Consider the following 25,707-nt stretch of genomic DNA (forward strand, 5'->3'; position numbering starts at 1 on the left):
GTCTACAGGTTCAGATATCAATCCTTCATCAACAGCAGTAAGTTTACCTCTTCCGGTTCCGGCTAAGCCAATTAAGCCAAAAAAATTTCTAGTATTGCCAGGTACAGAGAACGCATCACCAACCGTTTTATCTGAGTCTTCCTCGACAGATTTAATAGCAAGCTCAAGATCTATTAATGAAACAGAAGCACAAACGAATGGAACATTTTTTTATCGTGGAGATGATCGTTCACCTGAAGTGATCAAAAGTGCGGGCGGTTTCTTCCCTCGATCGCCAGATCCTGCATCTGTTATCAAAAAACGCTTCATAGAAATCTTTAGTTGTAATGGTCAACAAATTCTGTAGAAGATCTAAGCGGCATTTTTTAGTTCATGATATTTTTGATGTGGCGTTAAATAACCAATCGTTGAATGGCGTCGATAATAATTGTAAAACTGAATATAATTTTCAACTTCACAGACAACAGATTGATGATTCATAAACGATAAACGGTTAAGTCTTTCTGTCTTTAAACTCCTAAAAAATCTTTCCATCACGGCATTATCGAGGCAATTACCTCGCCGACTCATGCTTTGAGTTATTTTCCGTTCAAAGAGGTGCGCCCTAAACTCCTCCGATGAATATTGGCAACCTTGATCTGAATGGAACATCAAACTTGTCGTATCCGGTAATTGCCGTTCAATTGCGTTATCTAAGGCTTCTTTCACTAATTTCGAATCCGGTTTTGTTGATAAGGCATAACCAATAATTTCTTTGGTGGCTAAATCCAACACACAGGCTAAATAGCTCCACCCATAGTGATGTCTAATATACGTGATATCCCCGACATAATAGTGATTATGCTGTTCAGGGGAAAATTGTCGTTTAAGCAAATTAGGGGCATATCGATGTTCGTTACCCGATGAGTGATAGTAGTGCTTTTTCGTTGGTCTAATTGCAACTAATTGATTTAATTTCATGATGTTCGATATTTTATAAGTGCCAATTTGGTGCCCTAAACCCTTTAACTCGGCTTGAATACGTCTTTTGCCATAAATTTGACCCGATGTATAAAAAATACGTTTGATTTCGCCACACAGTCTTTCATTTTCAACTGTCGGTATTTTCGTTTCATAATAAAAACTACTGCTGCTTACTTCAAAAAGATGGCATAACTCAGTGACCGTAAAATTGGGGTACATGATTTTCAGTTGCTTCACGATTTTGAGTTTTGATTGTCGAGGATGAAGTAAGCCGCGGCTTTTTTTAATATGTCATTATCCCTCTGAGCACGCTTAAGTTGAACTTCTAATTCTTGTATGCGCTGTTGCTCGGGTGTTAACGCTTTTGATTTTACAGGCGTATTCCCATTTAACTCGGCAAGATATTGTTGCTTCCATCGTGATACGGCAGATTTACCCGCACCGGATATTTTTTCAACTTGGATATTGCTATATCCACCTTCAACCATGAGTTTTGCATATTCCAGTTTTTGCTTTCCGCTAAAGGTTACTTTTACTTTTCGGGTCATATTTATACCTATAAGATTTTGCTTAATTATAAGCTATAAATCTCTACAGTTTTATTAGACCACTACAAGTTTTGACGCAGGAACATTAGCCAAAAACCATGTGACTTCACCCAATCCGGATTTTGTTTCTTTTGGTACGACACTAGAATCTGGAGGCTATGCGGAAACACGAAATTATTTTTATGAAGTGAATATTCCTGATATAGCGGAAGTTCCTATTAGTCCAATTACAATGGGAGTTGAAAAAGTTAAAACGCCACCCAAAATATTAACTCCCAAATTATTACTTTCTGCGGCAAATGCACAGGATTCTAAATTTATTGCAATGATGCCAAATAAGTCTGTCGAAGCGACATTCATCACTCCTGTACCCTATAAATATATTACTCGTTATAAAAATAATCGTACTGGAGGAGGATGGATAAACATACAACATTCTTAAAAGGAAAATTTATGTTTTGATGAAATTTATCGGGGAGAAATAACAAATTTTTGTTTGAGCTCCCCCATAAACCCATTTTTTAGTTAGTCTGGTAGCCGTTTATAGCTTTGTATTACGATTTGCTCAGGTTGTTTTGCTATATTAACTACTTTGTCATAATCTTTGTGAGATACAACTAGGAAATAGCATTAAAATAAAATCTAGTTTTGCTAAATCAATAAGTTATCTATTTTTATTTGTTAGCAGTTGCACTAAAAGTACAACAATACTCGATTTGCAAACCTAGCGCTAACCGAACTTATCACCATTTAATGTGACACAATCAACTCACTATGGTAAGAATTAACCTATTTTTATATGACTTTTTACCCGCTATATTTTAATTACTAATTAGCGGGTTTTTTATGCCATTTTTTACTTATCTGCTTTCTGATACAATTTTACCATTACAACAAATAATGGAAAATGCTCAGTTAACAGCCTATGCGATTAAATTACAATCAACAACAAGCGGTTGAATATGTTGACGGCTCCTGTTTGGTACTGGCTGGGGCGGGCTCAGGTAAAACCCGGGTTATTACCCATAAAATTGCCTACTTAATTCGTCAGCGTGGTTATTTACCGCGTCAGGTAGCGGCCGTCACTTTCACCAATAAAGCGGCTAGAGAGATGAAGGAGCGTGTTGGGCAAACGTTAGGGAAAAAAGAGACCAGAGGATTAATGGTTGCCACTTTTCATACTTTAGGCTTGGAAATTATTAAGCGGGAATATAGCGCATTAGGCCTAAAGGCCAATTTTTCATTATTTGATGAACACGATCAAATGGCTCTGCTGAAAGAGCTGACCTTTGATTTATTGGAAGAAGATAAAGATCTATTACGCCAGTTGGCTTCTACTATCTCTAACTGGAAGAGTGATCTATTAACGGCCAACCAAGTGATGGCACAGGTAAAATCAGAACAACAACAACGGTTTGCTGAATGTTATCGGCGTTATGAATTACATTTATCAAGTTGCAATGTGCTGGATTTTGATGACTTAATTACTAAACCGACCCGCTTGCTGGATGAGAATGAAGAGATACGTTCGCGTTGGCAGCAAAAGATCCGTTATCTGCTGGTGGATGAATATCAAGATACCAATACTAGCCAGTATCAACTGGTTAAATTGTTAGTGGGTAACCGTGGACGCTTTACTGTTGTTGGTGATGATGATCAATCTATTTATTCCTGGCGTGGTGCTCAACCGCAAAATTTAGCGTTACTAAAAACCGACTTCCCTCAGCTTAAGGTGATCAAACTGGAGCAAAATTATCGCTCTTCTGGCCGTATTCTGAAAGCCGCTAATATATTGATTGCTAATAATCCGCATGTTTTTGATAAAAAGTTATTTTCTGAATTGGGTTATGGTGAAGCGTTAAAAGTTATCACCGCTAATAATGAAGATCATGAGGCAGAGCGTGTGATCGGCGAATTGGTTGCCCACCATTTTGTCAATAAAACCCAATATAAAAATTATGCTATTTTATATCGTGGTAATCATCAATCGCGCCTATTTGAAAAATTATTGTTACAAAACCGCATTCCTTACCGTATTTCCGGTGGAACTTCATTTTTTTCACGTGCAGAAATTAAAGATATCTTAGCTTATTTGCGGATACTAACTAATCCCGATGATGATAGTGCCTTTCTCCGCATAGTGAATACCCCTAAACGCGAAATTGGGCCGAAAACAATCCAAAAATTAGGTGAATGGGCGATTTTACGCCAAAAAAGCCTGTTTGCTGCCAGTTTTGATGTTGGACTTGAACAAACATTAACTGGACGTGGTTTGACGGCATTACAGCATTTCACTCGTTGGTTAGCAGAGATTGCCGAACGAGCAGAACGTGAGCCCCTGCTTGCGGTTAGAGATCTCCTGCATGACATTGATTATGAAAGTTGGTTATATGAAACATCAAACAGTACCAAAGCGGCTGAAATACGGATGAAAAATGTTAATCAACTATTTGGCTGGATGGATGAAATGATTAATGGCAATGATATTGATGAGGCAATGACGTTATCTCAGGTTGTATCACGCTTTACCTTGCGGGATATGATGGAGCGTGGGGAAACGGTTGAAGATTTAGATCAGGTGCAATTAATGACTTTGCATGCTTCAAAGGGACTCGAATTCCCTTACGTTTTTTTAGTCGGTATGGAAGAAGGATTATTACCCCATCAAACCAGTATTGATGAAAATAATATTGATGAAGAACGCCGGCTGGCTTATGTGGGCATAACTCGCGCTCAGCGAGAGTTATTCTTTAGCCATTGTCGAGAGCGACGGCAATATGGTGAGCTTATTCGACCGGAGATTAGTCGTTTTTTACATGAATTACCACAAGATGATTTGATCTGGGAGCAAAATAAAAAAATAGTCACCGCCGAGCAGCGAATGGAAAAAGGCCAGTCTGCGATTGCGGATATCAGAGCCAGATTGGGGTTAAACAGAAAATAAATTTTGCTAACTAAAATAGATTGAGCTTATTGTGTTAATTCAGTTTGTTCTTCTAGTAACAAAGGCCAATTGATATTACTTTGCCATTGGATTTCTTGCTGTAAATTTTCATAACAGAGCGGATGTTCCAATAACCATTGATGGGGTAATGTAAGGATTAAGGTTTCTTTATTTGCTCTAAGACGTAATAACGGTATGGTATTGTCACGACGTGGAAGAGTAAAAATAATCGCCAGTCTTAAAAGCCGACAAAGAAGAATAGCATATTGGACAGGGATCGCATTTTGTTGGATTAGTTCTGTTAACTCAATCGGGCCAGTTTGGTTTTTAAGTAAAGTCGCTAATAAGCGTTTTTGCGTAAGTGTATAACCTGGCATATCAAGATGGCTGATGAGATAATGGGCATGTTTAGTAACATGACGAGCATCAATACTTAAGCCAATTTCATGCAGCGCGCTGGCACCTTTTAATAGCTCATCAAGTTGGTGATTATCACGATAAAAGCTTTTCTTTAATTGTGAATAAAAATATTCAGTTAGCCTCTTTACCCGGTTAGCCTGCTCAATATCAACTTGAAAACGATGTTGAATATTGGCAAGTGTAATTGCGCGTATATTCTGTTTTGCAGGAAGATCAAGCATGTTATAGATTAACCCTTCACGCAATGCCCCGCCTGCTAATATCATGTAATCGATTTTCAATTCGGCAAATATGGCAATTAAAATAGCTAAACCACTGGGAAAAACTAGCGCTCGTTCTAGCGTTAATCCTTTGATTTCCAATTCTTCTAATTTTCCAGAGGTGATCGCGGCTTTTTTTAATAATTGTAATTTATCTAGCGTAATACGTTCATCCATGCCAGCAGCTAGCATAATTTCTTGTATAGCCTGTATTGTACCTGAAGCACCGACACAAATTTGCCAACCTTGCTTAATAAGTCGGCTCGCGCTAGGTTTAATAATTTTATGTGCAGCAGTTTCAGCTTGTGTGAAATTTTCTTCGGTCAAATTACGATCTTTAAAGTAGTGTTCAAGCCAGGTAACGCAACCCATATTAAGGCTAACAAGTTGACTATGTTTAACATGGGTACCGGTAATGATTTCAGTACTGCCACCGCCGATATCTATCACTAGTCGTTTATCTGAACCGCCAGTGGTATGTGCTACCCCTTGATAAATGAGTTGTGCTTCTTCTTCACCAGTAATAATTCTGATGGGATGCCTTAGAATATTTTCTCCTTGCTTAATAAAAAGGTCAGCATTCTTAGCGAGACGAAGGGTTGCTGTAGCAACAATTTGCACTTGTTCAGTCGGAATATCTTGTAAATACTCGGAAAAAAGATGCAAACATTGCCAGCCACGATCCATTGCGTGTTGAGATAAATAGTTACTTTCATCAAGACCAGCGGCCAGTCTGACTTTACGCTTTATGCGGGCAAGGGTTTGTACATAACCAGAAATTTCTCTTACTACTAACATATGAAAGCTGTTAGAACCAAGATCGATTGCTGCGTAAAGCGATGATTTTAACATATGTTTATTAGCTCGGACGTTTACGATTGTTGCGTGAATTATTCTGTCGGCTTTGACTACTATTATTACGCCGTGTTCCGCTAGCGCGTGGACGACGACGTGGTTTTGGCGTCGGTAAATCTTGTAATAATGCTTCACTATTGTATTTGCTGACCGGGATTTGATGCTGAATATACTCTTCAATAGCCGGTAGATTTAAAGAATACTCTTCACAAGCCAAACTAATCGAATGACCACTTTCACCCGCGCGCCCAGTACGACCAATACGATGGACATAATCTTCACAATCATCAGGGAGATCGTAATTAAATACATGCGTGACAGATGGAATATGTAAACCTCTAGCGGCAACATCTGTGGCAACTAAAATATCTAAATGGCCTTGAGTGAACTGTTCAAGAATACGTAGCCGTTTTTTTTGTGCCACATCACCGGTCAGTAAGCCAACACGGTGACCATCAGCAGCAAGATGTGCCCAAATATCTTCACAGCGATGTTTAGTATTAGCAAAAATTATACATCTTTCGGGCCACTCTTCCTCGATTAACGTTTGTAACAGACGCATTTTTTCTTCATTAGAAGGATAGAAAAGTTCTTCTTTAATGCGATGACCTGTTTTTTGTTGAGGTTCTACCTCAATATATTCGGGTTGATTCATTTGTTCAAATGCCAGTTCTTGAACACGATAAGAAAGTGTTGCGGAAAAGAGTAAATTCAAGCGTTGGGCAGCGGGTGGCATTCGACGAAATAACCAACGAATATCTTTAATAAAACCAAGATCATACATGCGGTCAGCTTCATCAAGTACAACTACCTGAATGCGACCTAAATGAATGTGGCCTTGTTTAGCATAATCGATCAAGCGCCCGGTTGTACCGATAAGAATATCTACTCCCGATTGGAGTACATGCAGTTGTTCGTCGTAGCCATCACCACCATAAGCTAAGCCCATTTTTAAGCCTGTTATAGCGGCTAATTCTTTTGCATCGGTATATATCTGAACGGCTAACTCCCGTGTAGGAGCCATAATTAGCGCTCTAGGTTGATTAACTTGACGTTCTGAATTTGTTGGATGTGTTAGTAAATAATGAAATGTTGAGGTAAGAAAAGCCAATGTCTTACCTGTTCCTGTTTGTGCCTGCCCCGCAACATCACGGCCTTCGACAGTAAAAGGCAATGTTGACGCTTGTATCGGCGTACAATTATGAAAGCCATTTTTATTAAGGGCTTCAATAACTTTAGGGTGTAGGGCGAAGTCTATAAACTTCTTGTCTGTCAAATGTGTTTTACTCATAGTGTGTTAGAATATCAGTTAACGGTTGCTTTATGAAAGAAGATTGTTTGAAATAAAGCAAACATGGTTAAATTAATGTTAGACTGAAACGACATAAAAACTTGATCCTTGGAGTATCGCAATGAGCGAAAAAGTTATTCATCTATCTGGTATTGATTTTGAAGAAACAGTCAAATCTGCAAAAAAACCAATATTAGTTGATTTTTGGGCTGAATGGTGTGGCCCTTGTAAAATGATCGCCCCTATTTTAGACGAAATTGCTGATGAATATACAGCTAAATTGATTATTGCCAAATTGAATGTTGATGAAAGTATTGATATAGCAACTATATATGGTATTCGTAGCATTCCTACTTTAATGCTTTTTAAAAATGGCGAGAAGGTTGGCCAGCAAGTTGGTCTTCTGTCTAAAACTCAATTAAAAGAATTTTTAGACAAAAACCTCTAATTTTTCCTAAAATATTAACAACGGACGTTTAGTAGACCAATATTTTTCTCAATTTCTTGTTAGACGTCTGCTTTTTATGCAATTCATAGCTAGACGTCTGCTTTGAAGCATGGTAACTTAGCGCCATTACTTAATATGATACGCGTTATTTATCTTAATGTGTACATATTGGATATGCTATTGTATAGACATATTTGTTATCTCTGGATAATCTATATCCTACAATGGTCTGAATTCCATTGACTCCCATAGAGATAATTCTTTTAGACAGACATGTTCCATTTGTTATTTGCTTGGTGCTGTTGTGTAGGGCCTAAGAAGTATAAAGTGAGATTTCCTCATCAACTTTGAGATGAATTCTTATAGTCTTATTCTGTCTTTGCTGTATAAAGAGTGTTATCTAAGGTAGTAAATTAACAAATTACTGCTACTACATGAATTTATATCCTAATGAAATTGATATATACATCAAGAATCGTTAAGGTTTTTGTATTTTTATTTAAACAGGCATTTAGAGATTGCTATACTATTTATTGTTCATAGTTCAAAAAATATACCCCGAGTTTAAGAACCCACCATTATGAATCTTACCGAATTAAAAAATACGCCGGTATCTGAATTGATTACTCTTGGCGAAAGTATGGGGCTAGAGAACCTAGCCCGCATGAGGAAACAGGATATTATTTTCTCGATTTTGAAGCAGCATGCGAAAAGTGGAGAAGATATTTTTGGTGATGGCGTGCTAGAAATTTTGCAGGATGGATTTGGATTCCTTCGTTCTGCTGACAGCTCTTATCTAGCCGGTCCTGACGATATTTATGTTTCTCCCAGTCAGATTCGTCGCTTTAATCTACGAACGGGAGATACTATATCAGGAAAAATTCGTCCTCCTAAGGAAGGAGAACGCTATTTTGCCCTACTAAAAGTTAATGAAGTTAATTTTGATAAACCTGAAAACGCCCGTAGTAAAATCCTGTTTGAAAATCTGACACCGCTACATGCTAATAACCGTCTACGTATGGAGCGTGGCAATGGGTCAACAGAGGATTTGACAGCTCGTGTTTTAGATTTGGCTGCACCGATTGGGCGTGGGCAGCGTGGTTTAATTGTTGCTCCACCAAAAGCAGGTAAAACCATGTTATTGCAGAATATTGCAGCTAATATTGCCAATAACTATCCAGACTGTGTTTTGATGGTGTTGTTAATTGATGAGCGTCCCGAAGAAGTGACCGAAATGCAACGTCTAGTTAAAGGTGAGGTCATTGCTTCAACCTTTGATGAACCTGCATCCCGTCATGTTCAGGTTGCTGAAATGGTAATAGAAAAAGCTAAACGTTTAGTTGAACACAAAAAAGATGTCATCATTCTTTTAGATTCGATTACGCGTCTTGCTCGTGCTTACAATACAGTAGTTCCTTCCTCTGGAAAAGTATTAACTGGTGGGGTGGATGCAAATGCATTACATCGTCCAAAACGTTTTTTTGGTGCGGCACGTAATGTAGAAGAAGGTGGAAGCCTAACCATAATTGCTACAGCACTAGTTGATACTGGTTCTAAAATGGATGAAGTGATCTACGAAGAGTTTAAAGGCACCGGAAATATGGAGTTACATTTGTCGCGGAAAATAGCGGAAAAACGTGTTTTCCCGGCGATTGATTATAATCGTTCCGGTACGCGTAAGGAAGAATTATTAACCTTACCTGATGAGTTACAGAAAATGTGGATATTGCGCAAAATTATTCATCCTATGGGTGAAATTGATGCAATGGAATTTTTAATTAATAAATTAGCAATGACGAAGACCAATGATGAATTTTTCGATTTCATGAAACGTTCTTAAGTTGTTATTTGTTTAATTATTTATTGTAAAACGCCACTTTTATGTGGCGTTTTGTTTTGTTCGTTTTTATTATCCAGTAGTCTCTATTTTGGTATAGATTTTGCTTATTAATAGCTGGTACAAGATGATAGAAATGTTTTGTTATTGTTACATATACGCTAACTTAAAGTACACTTATAGTCTATACATGGAAATGGATGCAGTGGATGGTGTCTAAAAAAATTATAAGAGAGTAAATATTGTGCACACACTAGATTTACTAATCGATGTTTTTTGGGTTTTCTTGTTTTCATTGATCTTTATATTTATTGCGAGAAAAGTGGCAAAAAGATTTGGTCTGGTAGATGAACCTAATCATCGAAAAACACATCAGGGAGAAATTCCTTTGGTTGGTGGTATTGCGGTTTTTTTTGGTATTAGTTTGGCATTCATGATTACAAACGAATACATTCCACATAAATGGTTGTATTTGATTTGTGCTGGGATTTTAGTATTTGTTGGTGTATTAGATGATCGCTTTGATATTAGTGTTAAAATTCGAGCAACGATTCAAGCGATTGTTGCGCTTGTCATGATTTATTTTGCAGGCCTAATATTAGATAACTTAGGTTATGTCCTTGGCCCATGGCAAATAAAATTGGGGCCTTTAAGCTATTTGACGACGTTATTTGCTGTTTGGGCAGCGGTTAATGCTTTTAACATGGTTGATGGTATTGACGGTCTGCTTGGTGGGCTTTCTTGTATCTCATTTGCTGCGTTAGGTATTTTGCTTTATCAAAATGGCAATATGGCATTAGCTTTTTGGTGTTTTGCTGTTATTGCTGCCATTCTTCCTTATATATTCCTGAATTTAGGTTTATTGGGAAAGCGCTATAAAGTGTTTATGGGAGATGCGGGTAGTACATTAATTGGTTTCACCATTATTTGGTTGCTTTTGATGTCGACACAAGGTGAGCAACGTTCAATTAAACCAGTGACGGCTCTTTGGATTATTGCTATTCCTTTGATGGACATGATTGCCATTATGTATCGGCGCCTTCGTAAAGGAATGAGTCCTTTTTCACCCGACAGACAACATATTCATCATTTGATTATGCGGTCAGGTTTTACTTCAAGCCAGGCTTTTATCTTAATTACTTTAGCGGCAGCTATTTTAGCAGCGATAGGCATGATCGGTGAACGTTCAAGTTTTATTCCTGAATGGGTGATGTTGGCATTATTTTTGCTTATATTTGCTGTCTATGGCTATTGTATTAAACGTGCTTGGAAAGTGGCGCGTTTTGTGAAACGGGTTAAACGTCGGATGCAACGTATAGCAAAATAAATAAACAAATGTTTAAAGGAGTGTCATACCAGTGACAAAATCAGAAACACAACCCAAACCTAATTCTCACTTACAGTCTGTTGAATATGAGTTAGATATCAAAAGGTTATTTTGTGCGCTATGGCAGGGAAAAATATGGATTATCTCTTTAGCATTTATTTTTGCGGCTGTGGCATTGATTGTTTCTTACATGATGCAACAAAAATGGAGTGCTAATGCTGTCACTGATTTACCTACAGTTAATAATTTAGGGGCATATTATTCCCAACAGCAATTTTTACGAAATTTGGATTCGCATATTAATGAAGCGCAAGATAATCAGTTGCCAACCATTGCGAATCAGGTTTATCAGGAATTTACTGCCCAAGTTGGTTCTTATGATACCCGCCGAGAATTTTGGTTAAATAGTGATTACTATAAAACACGCATGGAAGGAAATGCTAAGGCTGATGCTGTATTACTTGATGAATTAATTGATAATATTCAATTTACCCCCCAAGATGATAACAAGATACTCCATGATAATATAAAATTAATTGCTGAAACGGCTTCTGATGCGAATCAATTACTACGTGAATATATTTCTTTTGCTAACAAACGAGCGACTTTTAATCTTAACGAGCAGATTAAAGGTGTATGGCTAGCAAAGGAGCAGTCTTTTAAAACATTAGTTAAACGTCAGGAAATGGTCGCAAAGGCAAGTTATGAACGGCGTTTAAATATCCTACAGCAATCGTTAAAAGTTGCTCAAAAGCAAGGCATTTCACGTAATAAAGTCGATGTCCCGATCGATCAACTACCTGATTCAGAAATGTTTCTATTGGGTACTTCCTTATTACAAGCACAAATTGAAACATTACAGGCAACTGGGCCTAATTATGATGAAAGCTATGATCAAAATATAGCAATGTTAGCGACATTAAATGTAGAACCTGTTCTCGAGAATAATTTTCAAACTTACCGCTATTTAAGAACACCAGAAGATCCAGTTAAACGTGATAGTCCTCGTCGAGTGTTAATGATGATCATTTGGGGAATGATTGGTGCTTTAAGTGGGATAGGTATTGCATTGTTAAGACGCAAAACCTAATTATTTGCTAAACATATAACAATAGGGGACTTCAACAAACTATTAATATGTTGAAGGTAAAATCATTATTGATGTTACATCTCATTAGTAGATGAAGTTAAAATAAAAAAGAGAGTCATTGTGAAAGTGTTGACTGTGTTTGGTACTCGTCCTGAAGCCATAAAAATGGCTCCACTTGTACATGCTTTGACAAACGATAAGGCTTTTGAGTCGAAAGTTTGCGTAACTGCTCAACATAGAGAAATGTTGGATCAGGTATTGCATCTTTTTGAGATCATACCTGATTATGATTTAGATATTATGACTCCTGGACAAGATTTAACTGATATTACTTGTCGTATTCTTGAAGGGATGAAACCCGTATTGCTATCTTTTAAACCCGATGTGGTATTGGTTCATGGTGATACGGCAACCACGATGGCAACCAGCCTGGCTGCCTTTTATCAGCGTATTCTGGTTGGTCATGTTGAAGCAGGATTACGAACCGGTAACTTGTATTCTCCTTGGCCAGAAGAAGCTAATCGTAAAATTGCCAGTCATCTGGCTATGTATCACTTTGCGCCTACCGAGTACTCACGAAGAAATTTACAACGCGAGTCGATCCCTGATCATCGCATTTATGTTACTGGTAACACGGTAATAGATGCATTGTTCTGGGTACGTAATAAAATGATGAATGATGCCACAATACGGGCAAGCCTTGCTGCGCAATATCCTTTTCTTGATCAAAATAAAAAGATGCTGTTAGTTACAGGACATCGGCGGGAAAGTTTTGGTAGCGGATTTGAGCGTATTTGCCATGCATTAGCTGAAATTGCCAGAAGTCATACGGATGTTCAAGTTGTTTATCCGGTTCATCTCAATCCAAATGTCAGTGAACCAGTACAACGAATTTTGCAGGGTATTAATAATATAATCTTAATTGATCCACAGGATTATTTACCTTTTATTTATTTAATGAATAACGCTTATTTGATCCTGACAGATTCAGGGGGTATTCAAGAAGAAGCGCCAGCTTTAGGTAAGCCCGTATTAGTGATGCGTGATACTACTGAGCGCCCAGAAGCGGTTGAAGCTGGTACGGTACGTTTAGTCGGTACACAAACAGAAAAAATTGTTCAAGTCGTAACGCAATTATTAACGAATGACGATGCTTACCAGAAAATGAGCCGTGCACATAATCCTTATGGTGACGGTAAAGCTTGCCTGCGAATTCTTGAAGCGTTGAAAACAAATCAGGTGACATTATGAGTTTTGAAACTATTTCTGTTATTGGTTTAGGTTATATCGGTTTACCTACCGCCGCTGCTTTTGCTGCTCGACAGAAAAAAGTGATTGGGGTTGATGTTAATCAACATGCGGTTGATACGATAAATCAAGGTAAAATTCATATTGTTGAACCAGATTTAGATAAGACGGTAAAAACAGCCGTAGAAGCTGGTTATTTGAAAGCGTTTACCACACCTCAGAAGGCGGATGCGTTTTTAATTGCAGTTCCTACACCGTTTAAAGATGATCATAAACCTGATCTGTCTTATGTTATGGCAGCGGCAGAATCTATTGCTCCGTTTTTAAAAAAAGGCGATTTAATTATTCTGGAGTCTACCTCGCCAATCGGCGCAACGGAGCAAATGGCAGGGCAACTGGCTGCTATACGTACTGATCTGACATTTCCACAGCAACAAGGCGAAAATTCAGATATTGATATTGCTTATTGCCCTGAGCGTGTTTTACCAGGTAAGGTCATGGTTGAGCTGATCGAAAATGATCGCGTTATTGGTGGTATGACAATGAAGTCATCTCAACGAGTCAGTGAATTGTATAAAATTTTCCTGGCAGGTGAATGTGTGCTCACCAATGCGAAAACGGCTGAAATGTGTAAATTGATAGAAAATAGTTTTCGTGATGTCAATATTGCTTTTGCCAATGAACTGTCTTTTATTTGTGCCGAGCAAGGGATTAATGTTTGGGAACTAATTAGTTTGGCCAATCGTCACCCTCGGGTCAATATTTTACAACCTGGCCCTGGTGTTGGAGGCCATTGTATTGCTGTCGATCCCTGGTTCATTGTTGCTCAGAATCCAAAGCAATCCCGTTTGATTCATACTGCTCGTATAGTTAATGATAGTAAGCCAGTCTGGGTTGTCGATCAGGTCAAGACAGCATTAGCAGATTGTGTAACTGAGACAGGAAAACGGGCAAATGAAATTAAAATTGCCTGTTTTGGGCTTGCCTTTAAAGCGGATATTGATGATTTACGGGAAAGTCCCGCTATGCAAATTACTAAAATGATTGCCGATTGGCATATGGGCACCACTTATGCTGTAGAACCGAACATTGATGAGTTACCAAAAGTATTAAATGGCTCTTGTCAATTGATATCTACTGAAGTTGCCATTGCTAATGCAGATATTATTTTGTTGCTGGTTGACCATCAACAATTTAAGGCAATTAATGGTGAGCAAATTCGACAAAAATGGGTGGTTGACACCAAAGGAGTATGGCGTTGAAACGTATTTTAGTGACGGGTGGGGCTGGATTTATCGGTTCGGCAGTTGTGCGTCATATCATTGAGCACACTAACGATAATGTGCTAGTGGTTGATAGTTTGACGTATGCCGGTAATCTGGAATCGTTAGCGTCAGTGGTAGACAACCCTCGTTATACTTTTACCCAGATAAATATTGCTGATAGACCGGCAATGGATAAAATTTTTGCGCAATATCAACCTGATGCTGTTATGCATCTAGCGGCAGAAAGTCATGTTGATCGCTCGATTGATGGGCCCGCCGCCTTTATCGAAACCAATATTGTTGGCACTTATCATTTATTAGAGGCTGCTCGCAATTATTGGAATCATTTAGACCAGCAGAAAAAACCGTTATTTCGCTTCCATCATATTTCTACCGATGAAGTTTATGGCGATTTGCATACAACTGAGGGGTTATTTACCGAAACAACCCCTTATGCACCAAGTAGCCCTTATTCTGCATCAAAGGCTTCTAGTGACCATTTAGTCAGAGCCTGGCAGCGTACTTATGGCTTACCAACACTGGTGACCAATTGCTCTAATAATTATGGCCCCTATCACTTTCCTGAAAAATTAATTCCTTTGATCATATTGAACGCGATAGCCGGTAAATCATTGCCTGTTTATGGTCAAGGCGAACAGATCCGTGATTGGCTGTATGTTGAAGATCATGCCCGTGCATTGCACTTAGTCATCAGTCAAGCAGATGCGGGGAAGACTTATAATATTGGCGGCCATAATGAGCGTAAAAATATTGATGTGGTAAAAACAATTTGCGATCTGCTGGAAGAATTACGGCCGGTTAAGCCGAATGGAGTGACTCATTATCGTGATTTGATTACCTATGTCACTGATCGTCCAGGCCATGATATGCGTTATGCAATTGATGCTAGCAAGATAGAGCAAGAGTTGGGATGGAAGCCACAAGAGACTTTTGAATCGGGTATGCGTAAAACCGTTGAATGGTATTTAAGTAATGAAACTTGGTGGCGTCATGTGCAAGATGGTTCATATGCTGGTCAACGTTTAGGTATTGCCACATAATTGAAAACGAGGAAAAGTGATGAAAGGCATTGTTTTGGCTGGTGGCTCTGGAACCCGTTTGTATCCCATTACACGTGGTGTCTCTAAACAGCTGCTACCTATTTATGATAAACCGATGATTTACTATCCGCTTTCGGTCCTTATGTTGGCTGGCATCCGAGAAATATTAATTATTTCGACACCGGAAGATCTGCCTGATTATCAGCGTTTACTTGGCGATGGTGATGCTTTTGGTGTTCATTTCAGTTATGCCGTACAACCCTCACCTAATGGCTTAGCGCAAGCATTTTTGATCGGTGAAAAGTTTATTGGAAAGGATGCTTGCTGTCTGATATTAGGTGACAATATCTATTTTGGGCAGGCTTTTAGCCCTAAATTGAAATCTGTAACAGCTCGTCTGTCGGGGGCAACGATTTTTGCTTATCAGGTGATGGATCCTGAACGTTTTGGTGTGGTTGAATTTGATAAACAATTTAAAGTGCTGTCTATTGAAGAGAAACCACAGCGACCTAAATCCAACTGGGCGGTTACTGGTCTCTATTTTTATGATAATCAAGTGGTTGACTTTGCAAAACAAATTAAACCTTCGTCACGTGGAGAGCTAGAGATCACTTGCCTGAATCAAATGTATCTTAAGCATGGTCAACTAAATGTTGAGCTCTTAGGCCGCGGATTTGCCTGGTTAGATACCGGCACTCATGACAGCTTGATTGAAGCGAGTATGTTTGTACAAACCGTTGAGAAAAGGCAGGGATTTAAGATCGCTTGCCTAGAAGAAATCGCATGGCGTAACGGCTGGTTGACGGATGAACAGGTTAGAAAATCAGCGGAAAAACTAGCGAAAACCGGTTATGGTCAATATTTACAGGATTTGCTGCATGTCTATCCACGCCAATATTGAAATACTCAGTTGGGAAAGTGATTTTTTTAAACGTAAAACGGCAAAGTTGCATTTTGCACCTGATGCACCAATTGTTTCATTAGCTCAATTAACCGAATATGATCTTGTGCAAGCCAAAATTGCGACTGCTAATACTGAACTGATTGACGCAATGTTAGCGATGGGGTTTTGGCTGGTAGAAAGTGAAATTGATTTTTGTCTAAATATTGCTAGCTGCGTAAAAAATCATAGTGCTGAATTGGTTGTGGCGGCTGAAAAGGATATTGAATTATTGCAAACTATTGCTGCTACGGCTTTTTCACATAGCCGTTTTCGCCTGCCCTGGTATCAATTGGTCGACAATGCTCGTTTTTATTCTGTGTGGCTTGAAAAAGCCGTTAAGGGCTCTTTTGATGATGGCTGCTTGTTAGTCAAAAATGTACAAGGAGACATTCAGGGCTTTGTTACGCTTAGAAAACTCGCCGTTGAAAAAGAGGCGCGGATTGGTTTATTAGCCACAGCTCCTACTCATCAGGGTAAAGGGGTTGGTAAACAATTAATGATAGCAGCATGCCAATGGTGTGAGCGGCAAGGGGTAGAGCGATTAAGAATAGCAACTCAAATCAGCAATATAGGCGCCATGCGTCTGTATTCGCAAATGGGTGCACAAATTGAAAGCACCGCTTATTGGTTATATCGAGGACGACATGATCCCATTTAATAAACCACCGATTGTTGGTACTGAATTAAATTATATGCAAGAAGCCATGCAAAGTGGCAAGTTATGTGGTGATGGGTACTTTACTCAGCGTTGCGAAAAGTGGCTGGAAAAGCATTTCCAGTGTCCGAAGGCGCTGCTAACCCCTTCTTGTACAGCATCTTTGGAAATGGCGGCGATTTTACTGGATATTAAACCTGGTGATGAAGTTATTATGCCAAGTTTTACCTTTGTTTCTACCGCGAATGCTTTTGTGCTAAGGGGGGCAACGATTGTATTTATTGATATCCGGCCCGATACCATGAATATGGATGAGAATAAAATTGAAGCGGCGATCACCACCAAAACTCGCGCTATTGTCCCTGTTCACTATGCTGGTGTGGCTTGTGAGATGGATACCATTATGGCATTGGCAGATAAATACCACCTCTATGTTGTTGAAGATGCCGCTCAAGGTGTTATGTCGACTTATAAAGGTAAAGCGCTTGGCACGATAGGTCATATTGGTTGTTATAGTTTTCATGAAACGAAAAATTACTCTTCCGGTGGCGAGGGAGGTGCGGTATTGATTAATGATCCTTTGCTTATTGAGCGGGCAGAGATTGTGCGGGAAAAAGGCACGGATCGCAGTCAGTTTTTTCGCGGGCAAGTTGATAAATATACCTGGCGAGATATTGGTTCCAGTTATTTAATGTCAGATCTACAAGCGGCTTATTTATGGGCACAATTGGAGCAGGCGGAAAAAGTTAATCAGCGTAGGTTAGATTTATGGAAAAACTACTATCAAGCACTTAAACCTTTGGCTGAAATTGGTAAGCTAGATTTACCTATTATACCTTCAGATTTGCAACAAAATGCCCATATGTTCTATATCAAACTGAAAGATATTAAACAAAGAACAGCATTTAATAAGCATATGCAAGCAGTCAATATTTTGACGGTATTTCACTATGTCGCTTTACACTCCAGCCCAGCAGGCCATAAATTTGGTCGTTTTCATGGTGATGATTGTTATACGACGAAAGAAAGTGAACGTTTAGTTCGTTTACCGATGTTCTATAATCTTACCGATGAAGAACAGCAGCAGGTGATCAAGCAAATCCGATGTTTTTTTGCGTGATATGTCATTAGCTAAAGCGTCTGTGTGGACAGCGATTTCAACCTTAATAAAAATTGGGGCAGGGTTAGTCGTTATCAAATTATTGGCTGTTTCTTTTGGCCCTAGTGGGGTGGGTCAGGCAGGAAATTTCCGTCAACTGATTACTGTACTTGGTGTTTTATCCGGTGCAGGGATCTTCAATGGTGTGACCAAATATGTTGCTGAATATCATCAGACACCCATAAAATTAGCTGCTGTAATAGGCACTTCATCATCCATTATTTTGGGTTTTTCAACTCTATTAGCGCTTATTTTTTTCCTATTTAGCTCATTTATCAGCTTGGCTCTATTTGGTCATACACATTATCAAACGATTATTTGTGCCTTAGCATTGATACAAATGGGGATTGCGTATGCGAATTATTTTCTCGCTATATTAAAAGGTTTCCGTGATGCGAAAGGTAATGCGCTATCGATTATTGTTGGTAGTTTAGCAGGCGTAATTGCTTACTATTTTTGCTTTAGATTAAGTGGTTATCAAGGGGCGCTAGTAGGATTAGCTTTAGTGCCTGCATTAATTGTTGTGCCAGCAGCGATCCTGATCCTACGCCATAAGCAACTGAATTGGTCGTTTTTTAAACCAAGGTGGAATCCTGCTATTAGTCATCATTTAGCTAAATTTACTTTAATGGCGTTAATAACCTCAGTCACGTTGCCGGTTGCCTATATTATGATGAGAAATTTATTAGCTGAGCGTTATAGTTGGGATGAGGTGGGTATCTGGCAGGCAGTGAGTAGTATTTCAGATGCTTATTTACAGTTTATTACTGCATCTTTTACCGTCTATTTATTGCCAACCTTAGCTAAATTGCAGCATAGAGATGAGATTAGTGCAGAAATTTTTAAAGCACTGAAATTTGTTTTACCGGCGGTAGCGTTAGCTAGTTTTACCGTATGGCTATTGCGAGATCTGGCAATTTGGCTGCTTTTTTCCGATAAGTTTCTCGCCATGCACGATCTTTTTGCTTGGCAGTTGATTGGTGATGTATTTAAAGTCGGCGCTTATGTGTTCGGTTATTTAGTTATTGCTAAGGCAGCATTACGATTTTACATTTTAACGGAAGTGACTCAATTTGCGTTGTTAACTGGGCTTGCTTATTGGTTAATACCTGCTTACGGCGCTTTAGGTGCTGCCCAGGCCTATATGGCAACTTATATCGTTTATTTTATGCTTTGTAGTGGCATATTCTATCTTTACCGCAGGCGGACATGAAAACCTTAATCCATGTATTAGGCTCTGACATCCCACATCATAATCAGACAGTGTTAGCATTTTTTAATGATGTTTTATCTTTGTCAATGCCATCACGAGAAAAGAGACAGTTTATGGTTGTTAGTCGTGATCTCACGCTAGCTTCACGCTATCCACGTCTTCACATTCAGCAATTTGATAATAAAAAGGCGATTGCTAAAGTTATCGCTAAGCAAGCAAAAGCAGATAGAAATTGCCAATTCTTTTTTCATGGTCAGTTTAATGTATCAATCTGGTTAGCATTATTGTTTGGCAAGATCCGTCGACAACAATTTTTATGGCATATTTGGGGCGCTGATTTCTATGAGGACTCAGCTGCTTTGAAATTTAGATTATTTTATTATTTACGGCGTCTGGCATTTAAACGGGTAGGGCATGTTTTTGCAACGCGAGGAGATTTAAATTATTTTTCTCACTCAAATCCAGCGATAGCAACATCTTTGCTCTATTTTCCAACCAAAATGGATCCGGCCTTAACCGTTTATGAAAAATCGATTAACCAAACCGATAAAGTAACAATTCTGGTTGGTAACTCAGGTGATAAGTCCAATCGACATATTGAAGCATTACAGGCGATCAAAAAGCAATTCGCTAATCAGCCAGTTGAAATTTTTGTTCCTATGGGATATCCCGATAATAATCAGATGTATATTGCAGAAGTCGCTCAGGCAGCGGAAAATTATTTCCCTAATGGCGAAGTGATTATTATTAAGGAAAAAATCGCTTTTAATGATTATCTCACTTTACTGCGTTGTTGTGATTTAGGTTACTTTATTTTCAAAAGACAGCAGGGTATCGGCACATTGTGCTTATTAATTCAGTTTGGAATTCCTTTTATTATTAGCCGTCAAAATTACTTTTGGCAGGATCTTATCGAGCAAAATGTTCCTTTTCTATTTTATGATGAGCAATTAGATGAACGACAACTGACTGCTATTCGACAAAAAATGACATTAATTGATAGAAGCCAGGTAGCCTTTTTTAATCCTAATTTTACTAAAGGGTGGCAATCTGCATTGACATCGATAGGAGAGCAGTAATGACTTTTGCGGAATTTGGTGGCTTATCGATAGTCTATTTTATCTCTCTAATATTAATTTTGGCGCTAACCTATCGAGAATTTCGGCGCGTACGTTTTAATTTTAATATCTTTTTTTCTTTACTTTATTTATTAACATTCTACTTTGGTTTCCCATTAACGGGATTACTTGTTTTTCAGTTTGATGTTAGTGTGGTGCCAACCAATGCATTATTGAATGCATTGCTCTCATCTATCAGTTTTTACATTGTTTATTATATTGCTTACAAAACCCGCTTGCGAAGTGGTGTCCAGCAATCTAAACAGCCATTATTCACTATGAATGGGGTAGAAACGCGGTTAACGTGTTTCTTATTGATGTTTATTGCTATTGTGACCGTGGCGATATTTTTCTTACAAAATGGCTTTTTACTGTTTCGTTTACAGTCCTATAGTCAGATTTTTTCTCGTGAAGTTTCTAGCGTGGCATTAAAACGTTTTTTTTATTTCTTCATCCCGGCAATGTTAATTGTCTATTTTTTAAAACCGACCCAGTATCGTTGGTTATTTTTTCTATTTAGCACGGTTGTTTTTGGGCTACTCACTTATCTGGTTGTGGGTGGAACACGGGCTAATATTATTATTGCTTTTGCACTTTTCCTATTTATCGGCATCATCCGTGGCTGGATTAATTTATGGATGCTAATTATTGCCGGTGTTATCGGTATTGTTGGCATGTTTTGGTTAGCATTAGAGCGTTATGGATTGGATGTTCGGGGTGCTGAGGCTTTTTATACTTTTCTTTATTTAACCCGTGATACTTTTTCCCCTTGGGAAAATTTGGCTCTGTTGCTAGATAACTATGGCAAAATTGAATTCCAAGGATTAGCGCCTATTGTACGTGATTTTTATGTTTTTATTCCCAGTTGGTTATGGCCTGAACGACCTAATCTGGTATTAAATTCAGCTAATTATTTTACCTGGCAAGTACTTAATAATCACTCTGGTTTAGCCATATCGCCAACATTAATTGGTTCTTTAGTCGTGATGGGCGGTGTTGCTTTTATTCCTATAGGCGCGATTGGCGTTGGTTTGACTATTAAGTGGTTTGATTGGCTTTATGAAAAAAGTAAGCTTGAAACCAATCGTTATAAATCGGTTATCCTGCAAGCTTTCTGTTTTGGCGCTATTTTTAATATTATTGTCCTTGTCCGTGAGGGTGTGGACTCTTTCGTGTCACGAGTGGTGTTTTTTGGTCTGGTATTTGCACTTTGTCTGTTGGTGGCGAAATTTATTTATTGGTTATTTGCCAAAGCTGGTTTAATTCGCATATATATCACTAATGATTGTAAAAAATAAACTAAATAATAGCGACTGGAGTAATGTATGAAGCAACCAGTGATCCCGAAATATGATATTCGAGGTCATCTTATTTGGGGTTTCCATGATATAACCCATTTCGTCAATTATCTGTTTTTTGATCAACAGGTTAAGAGTGGAACATTAGTGGCTATCAATGCGGAAAAAATCCTAACCGCAGAGCAAGATCGTGACTTAAATGCATTTTTAGCTGAAGCGGAATATCTGTATGCCGATGGGGTCAGTATTGTCAGAGCGATTCGTCGTAAATACCCACAAGCAAAGGTTTCACGTATTGCGGGTGCTGATTTGTGGGAAGCCTTGATGGAAATCGCGGGTCAAAAGGCGGTACCCGTATTTTTGGTGGGTGGAAAAGCGAAAATTCTTAAACAGACCGAAAATAAACTTCGTACTCAGTGGCAGGTGAATATTGTTGGTAGCCAAGATGGTTACTTTAAGCCTGAACAACGTCAAATATTATTTAATCACATCAAGGCCAGTGGTGCGAAAATTGTGACAGTAGCGATGGGGTCACCAAGGCAAGAAATTTTTATCCGAGATTGTCGGCAAGTTTATCCCGATGCACTTTACATGGGAATAGGTGGTACTTATGATGTTTTTACTGGACATATAAAACGTGCACCTAAATTATGGCAACGATTAGGATTGGAATGGTTATATCGATTGCTTGCTCAGCCAAGTCGTATCAAAAGACAGATAAAATTATTGCGCTTTTTAGCTTACTATTTTGGTGGCAAACTTTAGACATTTATTTGTATATTATTTCCTTTGCAATAGTTCGCTTTGACAGCTAATGAATGGCAATTCCATCTGCTAAATCTTCTTTAAAATAGGTTTTTTAGCTTACAACTGTTTTTTCATTGTTGAGCAATTACCACTATTTTGATGACATTTATAAATTTTTATTTCGTTATTATTAAAAACATGTTTTCATTACGGCACTATTATCTGTCATTTTGACCAAAAAGGTCATATGGTATTAAGTGATTATTGAAAGGGCAGGAAATTGCTATGGGGAAACCGGAACAAGGCCTCAGTCGTGGCCTTGAAGCGAGGCATATTGAACTTATTGCATTAGGTGGAACAATTGGTGTTGGTTTATTTATGGGATCTGCCAGTACATTAAAATGGGCAGGACCTTCTGTATTACTGGCTTATATTGTTGCTGGATTATTTGTTTTTTTTATTATGCGCTCGATGGGAGAGATGCTGTTTCTTGAACCTGTTACTGGCGCTTTTGCTTCATTTGGATATAAATATTTGAGCCCATATTGGGGATGTTTAACGGCCTGGGGTTATTGGTTTATGTGGGTCGCTGTTGGGATATCAGAGATCACAGCGATTGGTGTCTATGCGGAATTTTGGTTTCCTGAGGTGCCACAATGGGTTTTTGCGTTGATTGCGGTTGTACTTGTTGCACTAGCTAATCTAGCCGCAGTACGTTTGTATGGTGAATTGGAATTCTGGTTTGCAATGATCAAAGTTACCACGATTGTTGTGATGATCTTGATTGGATTAGGACTGATTTTTGTTGGTATTGGCAATAATTTTGAACCAATAGGTTTAGCTAATTTGACTGAGCATGGTGGATTTTTTGCTGGTGGTTGGCAAGGCTTTTTATTTGCGCTTTGTATTGTTGTGGCCTCTTATCAAGGCGTTGAATTAGTTGGTATTACTGCTGGAGAAGCGAAAAATCCGCAAGTGACATTAAAAAAAGCGATTAATAATATTTTATGGCGAATCTTAATTTTTTATGTTGGTGCTATTTTTATTGTTGTAACCTTATTTCCCTGGACAGAGATTGGCCAAAATGGTAGTCCATTTGTGCTAATGTTTGCCAAAGTAGGCATTGTTTCGGCAGCTGCAGTAATTAATTTTGTCGTACTTACAGCGGCATTATCAGGCTGTAATAGTGGCATGTATAGTGGCGGGCGTATGATTTATGCTTTAGCGCAAAATGGTCAATTGCCAAAATCTTTATTGAAAGTGACAGCAAATGGTGTGCCTGCACGGTGCATAATGCTAACCATTTTGTGTCTTATTGTTGGCTCAGGTCTCAACTACATTATCCCTGATCCACAAGCAGTTTTTGTTTATGTTTATAGTGCGAGCGTATTGCCTGGAATGATACCTTGGTTTGTTATTTTATTGAGTCAATTGCGTTTTCGGCAAGTGCATCAACAGCAATTAGCCCAACATACTTTTAAATCGGTATTATTTCCTTACGTGAATTATTTGACCTTACTTTTTTTGGTGTGTGTACTTGTTGGCATGGTGATTAATCCCGATACGCGTTTGTCATTAATTGTGGGTGGCGTATTTTTATTGATTGTTTCTGTGATCTATTTTTTGAATCAAATTTTTTGCCGTAAAAGGATGAAAAATGATTAGCAATAGCCTGTTTAACTGGCTAAAAAATGATGATAAGGTTAATTTTTTGATTGAAATGGATAAAGCATAAGCAAATAACCTTTTTATTTAAAAAATCACTGGACAGCATGCTATTAAATCCGTACTATCCTCACCCGCAACGGCGTTAAGCGCCCGTAGCTCAGCTGGATAGAGCGCTGCCCTCCGGAGGCAGAGGTCTCAGGTTCGAATCCTGTCGGGCGCGCCATATAATGCGTGCTCTGCTACGGTGTAGTGGATTAGTGTTGTATTCAATAAATTGAATTTTTAAAGATTCTATGGTGGCTATAGCTCAGTTGGTAGAGCCCCGGATTGTGATTCCGGTTGTCGTGGGTTCGAATCCCATTAGTCACCCCATATTTGTTTTATGCAGTTTGCGAGGGTGGCGGAATTGGTAGACGCGCTAGCTTCAGGTGTTAGTATCCTTACGGATGTGGGGGTTCAAGTCCCCCCTTTCGCACCATAATATAAATAAGTTTTAAAAATTACATAAAAAGCATTATTAAAACAGAGATTGTTTTGTTTCGGCGAGTAGCGCAGCCTGGTAGCGCAACTGGTTTGGGACCAGTGGGTCGGAGGTTCGAATCCTCTCTCGCCGACCAAATTTAAAAAAAACCTGCACACTAATTGCAGGTTTTTTTGTAGCCTCAGCGTACCACAATGGTAATCCCACAATATTTAATCCGTATCAGTTTTATTTTTTGTGCCCAGCATCGCGCATTCCTGCGGATGAAAGTCTCGTCATAAGCTGATCACGGCAAATCAAGTAGAGCACAACTGCATGCGGGCGACCAAATGTCGGAATGACGTTCTCACATAATCTCAATTTTTCGAACCGCTCGGGGCGGCCTCCATTCTGGTTGGTCTGGCAGAGGATTGGCTAGATATCTAGCTGTCCCTATGCCGTTGATACCTTTATATTCAGCTAAACAAAAACAAATGAGTGTGGATATATCAGTTTATATTCATTATCTGATAATGCCGATTGCCACATTTTTATAGCGAAAAAATGGCATAATTGTATTTAAAATGTTGTTTTTTTTGTATTTATAAAAATTTGTCGTGTTTTAACAACAAAATTAACTTTTAATGTCTCTATAAAGAGACATCTTATTACATGAAAAATAAAGAAAAAATATAAATATTTCTATAGCGTCTCTAAAGAGAGACAGTTTAGCCATGCGTATTGTGGGTTGTGACAATCAAAATAAGTAAAATCATTTTGTTAAAAGGCAATCAATGATTGATTGATGAATATTTGTTCATCAATAGGGATAAAAAGAGTGTCTTTGAATATAAAAATGATATCTGGCATGAATTATGCTTTAGATAGA

Annotated in this window: 20 protein-coding genes and 4 tRNA genes; 21 read left to right on the forward strand and 3 right to left on the reverse strand. The window is 38.5% G+C overall.

Features of this window, described 5'->3' with window-relative positions; genetic code table 11:
* Positions 1 to 351 precede the first annotated feature (351 nt).
* Positions 352 to 1,511 (reverse strand): IS3 family transposase gene (locus ArsFIN_RS00960; protein ID WP_135677411.1). Its coding sequence is split into 2 segments (ribosomal slippage): positions 352 to 1,232 and positions 1,232 to 1,511, totalling 1,161 coding nucleotides; the frame shifts between segments, so codons are not numbered across the junction.
* A 100-nt stretch (positions 1,512 to 1,611) separates the two neighbouring features.
* Here ArsFIN_RS00960 and ArsFIN_RS00965 point away from each other — a divergent pair.
* Positions 1,612 to 1,953: a hypothetical protein gene (locus ArsFIN_RS00965; RefSeq protein ID WP_026822635.1), complete on the forward strand. Its 342-nt coding sequence runs from the start codon at positions 1,612 to 1,614 to the stop codon at positions 1,951 to 1,953.
* A gap of 483 nt (positions 1,954 to 2,436) precedes the next feature.
* Positions 2,437 to 4,455 (forward strand): DNA helicase Rep, encoded by a 2,019-nt coding sequence (gene rep / locus ArsFIN_RS00970; protein ID WP_026822636.1) that lies wholly within the window; start codon positions 2,437 to 2,439, stop codon positions 4,453 to 4,455.
* A 26-nt stretch (positions 4,456 to 4,481) separates the two neighbouring features.
* Here the strand turns inward: rep and gppA are convergent, their stop codons facing one another.
* Both gppA and rhlB read right to left on the reverse strand, forming a co-directional pair.
* Positions 4,482 to 5,987, reverse strand: coding sequence for a guanosine-5'-triphosphate,3'-diphosphate diphosphatase (gppA, locus tag ArsFIN_RS00975; RefSeq protein ID WP_026822637.1), 1,506 nt, complete (start codon positions 5,985 to 5,987; stop codon positions 4,482 to 4,484).
* 7 nt (positions 5,988 to 5,994) lie between these two features.
* Positions 5,995 to 7,281: an ATP-dependent RNA helicase RhlB gene (rhlB, locus tag ArsFIN_RS00980; protein ID WP_026822638.1), complete on the reverse strand. Its 1,287-nt coding sequence runs from the start codon at positions 7,279 to 7,281 to the stop codon at positions 5,995 to 5,997.
* 121 nt (positions 7,282 to 7,402) lie between these two features.
* On the opposite strand from rhlB, the gene trxA reads away from it, so the two are divergent.
* The 19 genes from trxA (at position 7,403) to ArsFIN_RS01075 (ending at position 24,975) form a co-directional block, all read left to right on the forward strand.
* Complete coding sequence (trxA, locus tag ArsFIN_RS00985) at positions 7,403 to 7,729, forward strand: thioredoxin TrxA (protein WP_026822639.1); 327 nt, start codon at positions 7,403 to 7,405, stop codon at positions 7,727 to 7,729.
* A gap of 580 nt (positions 7,730 to 8,309) precedes the next feature.
* Entirely contained in the window at positions 8,310 to 9,569 is a 1,260-nt protein-coding gene (rho, locus tag ArsFIN_RS00990) for a transcription termination factor Rho (RefSeq protein ID WP_026822640.1), read from the forward strand.
* Positions 9,570 to 9,810: 241 nt separating this feature from the next.
* Positions 9,811 to 10,893 (forward strand): UDP-N-acetylglucosamine--undecaprenyl-phosphate N-acetylglucosaminephosphotransferase, encoded by a 1,083-nt coding sequence (gene wecA / locus ArsFIN_RS00995; RefSeq protein WP_026822641.1) that lies wholly within the window; start codon positions 9,811 to 9,813, stop codon positions 10,891 to 10,893.
* Positions 10,894 to 10,924: 31 nt separating this feature from the next.
* The gene (gene wzzE, locus ArsFIN_RS01000) at positions 10,925 to 11,983 is read left to right on the forward strand and encodes an ECA polysaccharide chain length modulation protein (RefSeq protein WP_026822642.1); all 1,059 of its coding nucleotides are present in this window, start codon (positions 10,925 to 10,927) and stop codon (positions 11,981 to 11,983) included.
* A gap of 120 nt (positions 11,984 to 12,103) precedes the next feature.
* Positions 12,104 to 13,234 (forward strand): non-hydrolyzing UDP-N-acetylglucosamine 2-epimerase, encoded by a 1,131-nt coding sequence (gene wecB, locus ArsFIN_RS01005; protein ID WP_026822643.1) that lies wholly within the window; start codon positions 12,104 to 12,106, stop codon positions 13,232 to 13,234.
* Positions 13,231 to 14,493 carry a UDP-N-acetyl-D-mannosamine dehydrogenase gene (wecC, locus tag ArsFIN_RS01010; protein ID WP_026822644.1) on the forward strand — a complete coding sequence of 421 codons (1,263 nt, stop codon included), beginning with the start codon at positions 13,231 to 13,233 and terminating at the stop codon, positions 14,491 to 14,493. The genes wecB and wecC overlap by 4 nt, the downstream gene beginning before the upstream one ends.
* The gene (rfbB, locus tag ArsFIN_RS01015) at positions 14,484 to 15,557 is read left to right on the forward strand and encodes a dTDP-glucose 4,6-dehydratase (protein WP_026822645.1); all 1,074 of its coding nucleotides are present in this window, start codon (positions 14,484 to 14,486) and stop codon (positions 15,555 to 15,557) included. The genes wecC and rfbB overlap by 10 nt, the downstream gene beginning before the upstream one ends.
* A 19-nt stretch (positions 15,558 to 15,576) precedes the next feature.
* On the forward strand, positions 15,577 to 16,458 hold the full coding sequence (rfbA, locus tag ArsFIN_RS01020) for a glucose-1-phosphate thymidylyltransferase RfbA (protein ID WP_026822646.1): 882 nt from the start codon (positions 15,577 to 15,579) through the stop codon (positions 16,456 to 16,458).
* Positions 16,436 to 17,158, forward strand: coding sequence for a dTDP-4-amino-4,6-dideoxy-D-galactose acyltransferase (rffC, locus tag ArsFIN_RS01025; RefSeq protein WP_026822647.1), 723 nt, complete (start codon positions 16,436 to 16,438; stop codon positions 17,156 to 17,158). Before rfbA ends, rffC begins: the two co-directional genes overlap by 23 nt.
* Complete coding sequence (gene rffA / locus ArsFIN_RS01030) at positions 17,145 to 18,275, forward strand: dTDP-4-amino-4,6-dideoxygalactose transaminase (protein ID WP_026822648.1); 1,131 nt, start codon at positions 17,145 to 17,147, stop codon at positions 18,273 to 18,275. The genes rffC and rffA overlap by 14 nt, the downstream gene beginning before the upstream one ends.
* 1 nt (position 18,276) lies before the next feature.
* On the forward strand, positions 18,277 to 19,527 hold the full coding sequence (gene wzxE / locus ArsFIN_RS01035) for a lipid III flippase WzxE (protein WP_026822649.1): 1,251 nt from the start codon (positions 18,277 to 18,279) through the stop codon (positions 19,525 to 19,527).
* Complete coding sequence (locus ArsFIN_RS01040; RefSeq protein WP_026822650.1) at positions 19,524 to 20,606, forward strand: TDP-N-acetylfucosamine:lipid II N-acetylfucosaminyltransferase; 1,083 nt, start codon at positions 19,524 to 19,526, stop codon at positions 20,604 to 20,606. The genes wzxE and ArsFIN_RS01040 overlap by 4 nt, the downstream gene beginning before the upstream one ends.
* Positions 20,606 to 21,943, forward strand: a complete 1,338-nt coding sequence (gene wzyE, locus ArsFIN_RS01045) for an ECA oligosaccharide polymerase (RefSeq protein ID WP_026822651.1) — start codon at positions 20,606 to 20,608, stop codon at positions 21,941 to 21,943. The genes ArsFIN_RS01040 and wzyE overlap by 1 nt, the downstream gene beginning before the upstream one ends.
* A 27-nt stretch (positions 21,944 to 21,970) precedes the next feature.
* Positions 21,971 to 22,708 carry a lipopolysaccharide N-acetylmannosaminouronosyltransferase gene (gene wecG / locus ArsFIN_RS01050; RefSeq protein ID WP_026822652.1) on the forward strand — a complete coding sequence of 246 codons (738 nt, stop codon included), beginning with the start codon at positions 21,971 to 21,973 and terminating at the stop codon, positions 22,706 to 22,708.
* Positions 22,709 to 22,975: 267 nt separating this feature from the next.
* On the forward strand, positions 22,976 to 24,355 hold the full coding sequence (thrP, locus tag ArsFIN_RS01055) for a bifunctional threonine/serine APC transporter ThrP (protein WP_026822653.1): 1,380 nt from the start codon (positions 22,976 to 22,978) through the stop codon (positions 24,353 to 24,355).
* A 149-nt stretch (positions 24,356 to 24,504) separates the two neighbouring features.
* A tRNA-Arg gene (locus tag ArsFIN_RS01060) sits at positions 24,505 to 24,581 on the forward strand.
* Positions 24,582 to 24,654: 73 nt separating this feature from the next.
* Positions 24,655 to 24,730: transfer RNA gene (locus ArsFIN_RS01065), tRNA-His, on the forward strand.
* Between the two features lie 19 nt (positions 24,731 to 24,749).
* Positions 24,750 to 24,836 (forward strand) — tRNA-Leu (locus tag ArsFIN_RS01070).
* 62 nt (positions 24,837 to 24,898) lie between these two features.
* A tRNA-Pro gene (locus ArsFIN_RS01075) sits at positions 24,899 to 24,975 on the forward strand.
* Positions 24,976 to 25,707: the final 732 nt, after the last annotated feature.

The organism is Arsenophonus nasoniae, assembly GCF_004768525.1.
Lineage (GTDB): Bacteria > Pseudomonadota > Gammaproteobacteria > Enterobacterales > Enterobacteriaceae > Arsenophonus > Arsenophonus nasoniae.

Coding starts and splice junctions, on each gene's coding strand:
- wecC (WP_026822644.1), top strand. CDS start 13,231: ATGAGTTTTGAAACTATTTCTGTTATTGGTTTAGGTTATATCGGTTTA.
- gppA (WP_026822637.1), bottom strand. CDS start 5,987: ATGTTAAAATCATCGCTTTACGCAGCAATCGATCTTGGTTCTAACAGC.
- rffC (WP_026822647.1), top strand. CDS start 16,436: ATGTCTATCCACGCCAATATTGAAATACTCAGTTGGGAAAGTGATTTT.
- rfbA (WP_026822646.1), top strand. CDS start 15,577: ATGAAAGGCATTGTTTTGGCTGGTGGCTCTGGAACCCGTTTGTATCCC.
- rho (WP_026822640.1), top strand. CDS start 8,310: ATGAATCTTACCGAATTAAAAAATACGCCGGTATCTGAATTGATTACT.
- rhlB (WP_026822638.1), bottom strand. CDS start 7,281: ATGAGTAAAACACATTTGACAGACAAGAAGTTTATAGACTTCGCCCTA.
- rfbB (WP_026822645.1), top strand. CDS start 14,484: ATGGCGTTGAAACGTATTTTAGTGACGGGTGGGGCTGGATTTATCGGT.
- wecG (WP_026822652.1), top strand. CDS start 21,971: ATGAAGCAACCAGTGATCCCGAAATATGATATTCGAGGTCATCTTATT.
- trxA (WP_026822639.1), top strand. CDS start 7,403: ATGAGCGAAAAAGTTATTCATCTATCTGGTATTGATTTTGAAGAAACA.
- ArsFIN_RS01040 (WP_026822650.1), top strand. CDS start 19,524: ATGAAAACCTTAATCCATGTATTAGGCTCTGACATCCCACATCATAAT.
- thrP (WP_026822653.1), top strand. CDS start 22,976: ATGGGGAAACCGGAACAAGGCCTCAGTCGTGGCCTTGAAGCGAGGCAT.
- wzyE (WP_026822651.1), top strand. CDS start 20,606: ATGACTTTTGCGGAATTTGGTGGCTTATCGATAGTCTATTTTATCTCT.
- rep (WP_026822636.1), top strand. CDS start 2,437: ATGCGATTAAATTACAATCAACAACAAGCGGTTGAATATGTTGACGGC.
- wzxE (WP_026822649.1), top strand. CDS start 18,277: ATGTCATTAGCTAAAGCGTCTGTGTGGACAGCGATTTCAACCTTAATA.
- rffA (WP_026822648.1), top strand. CDS start 17,145: ATGATCCCATTTAATAAACCACCGATTGTTGGTACTGAATTAAATTAT.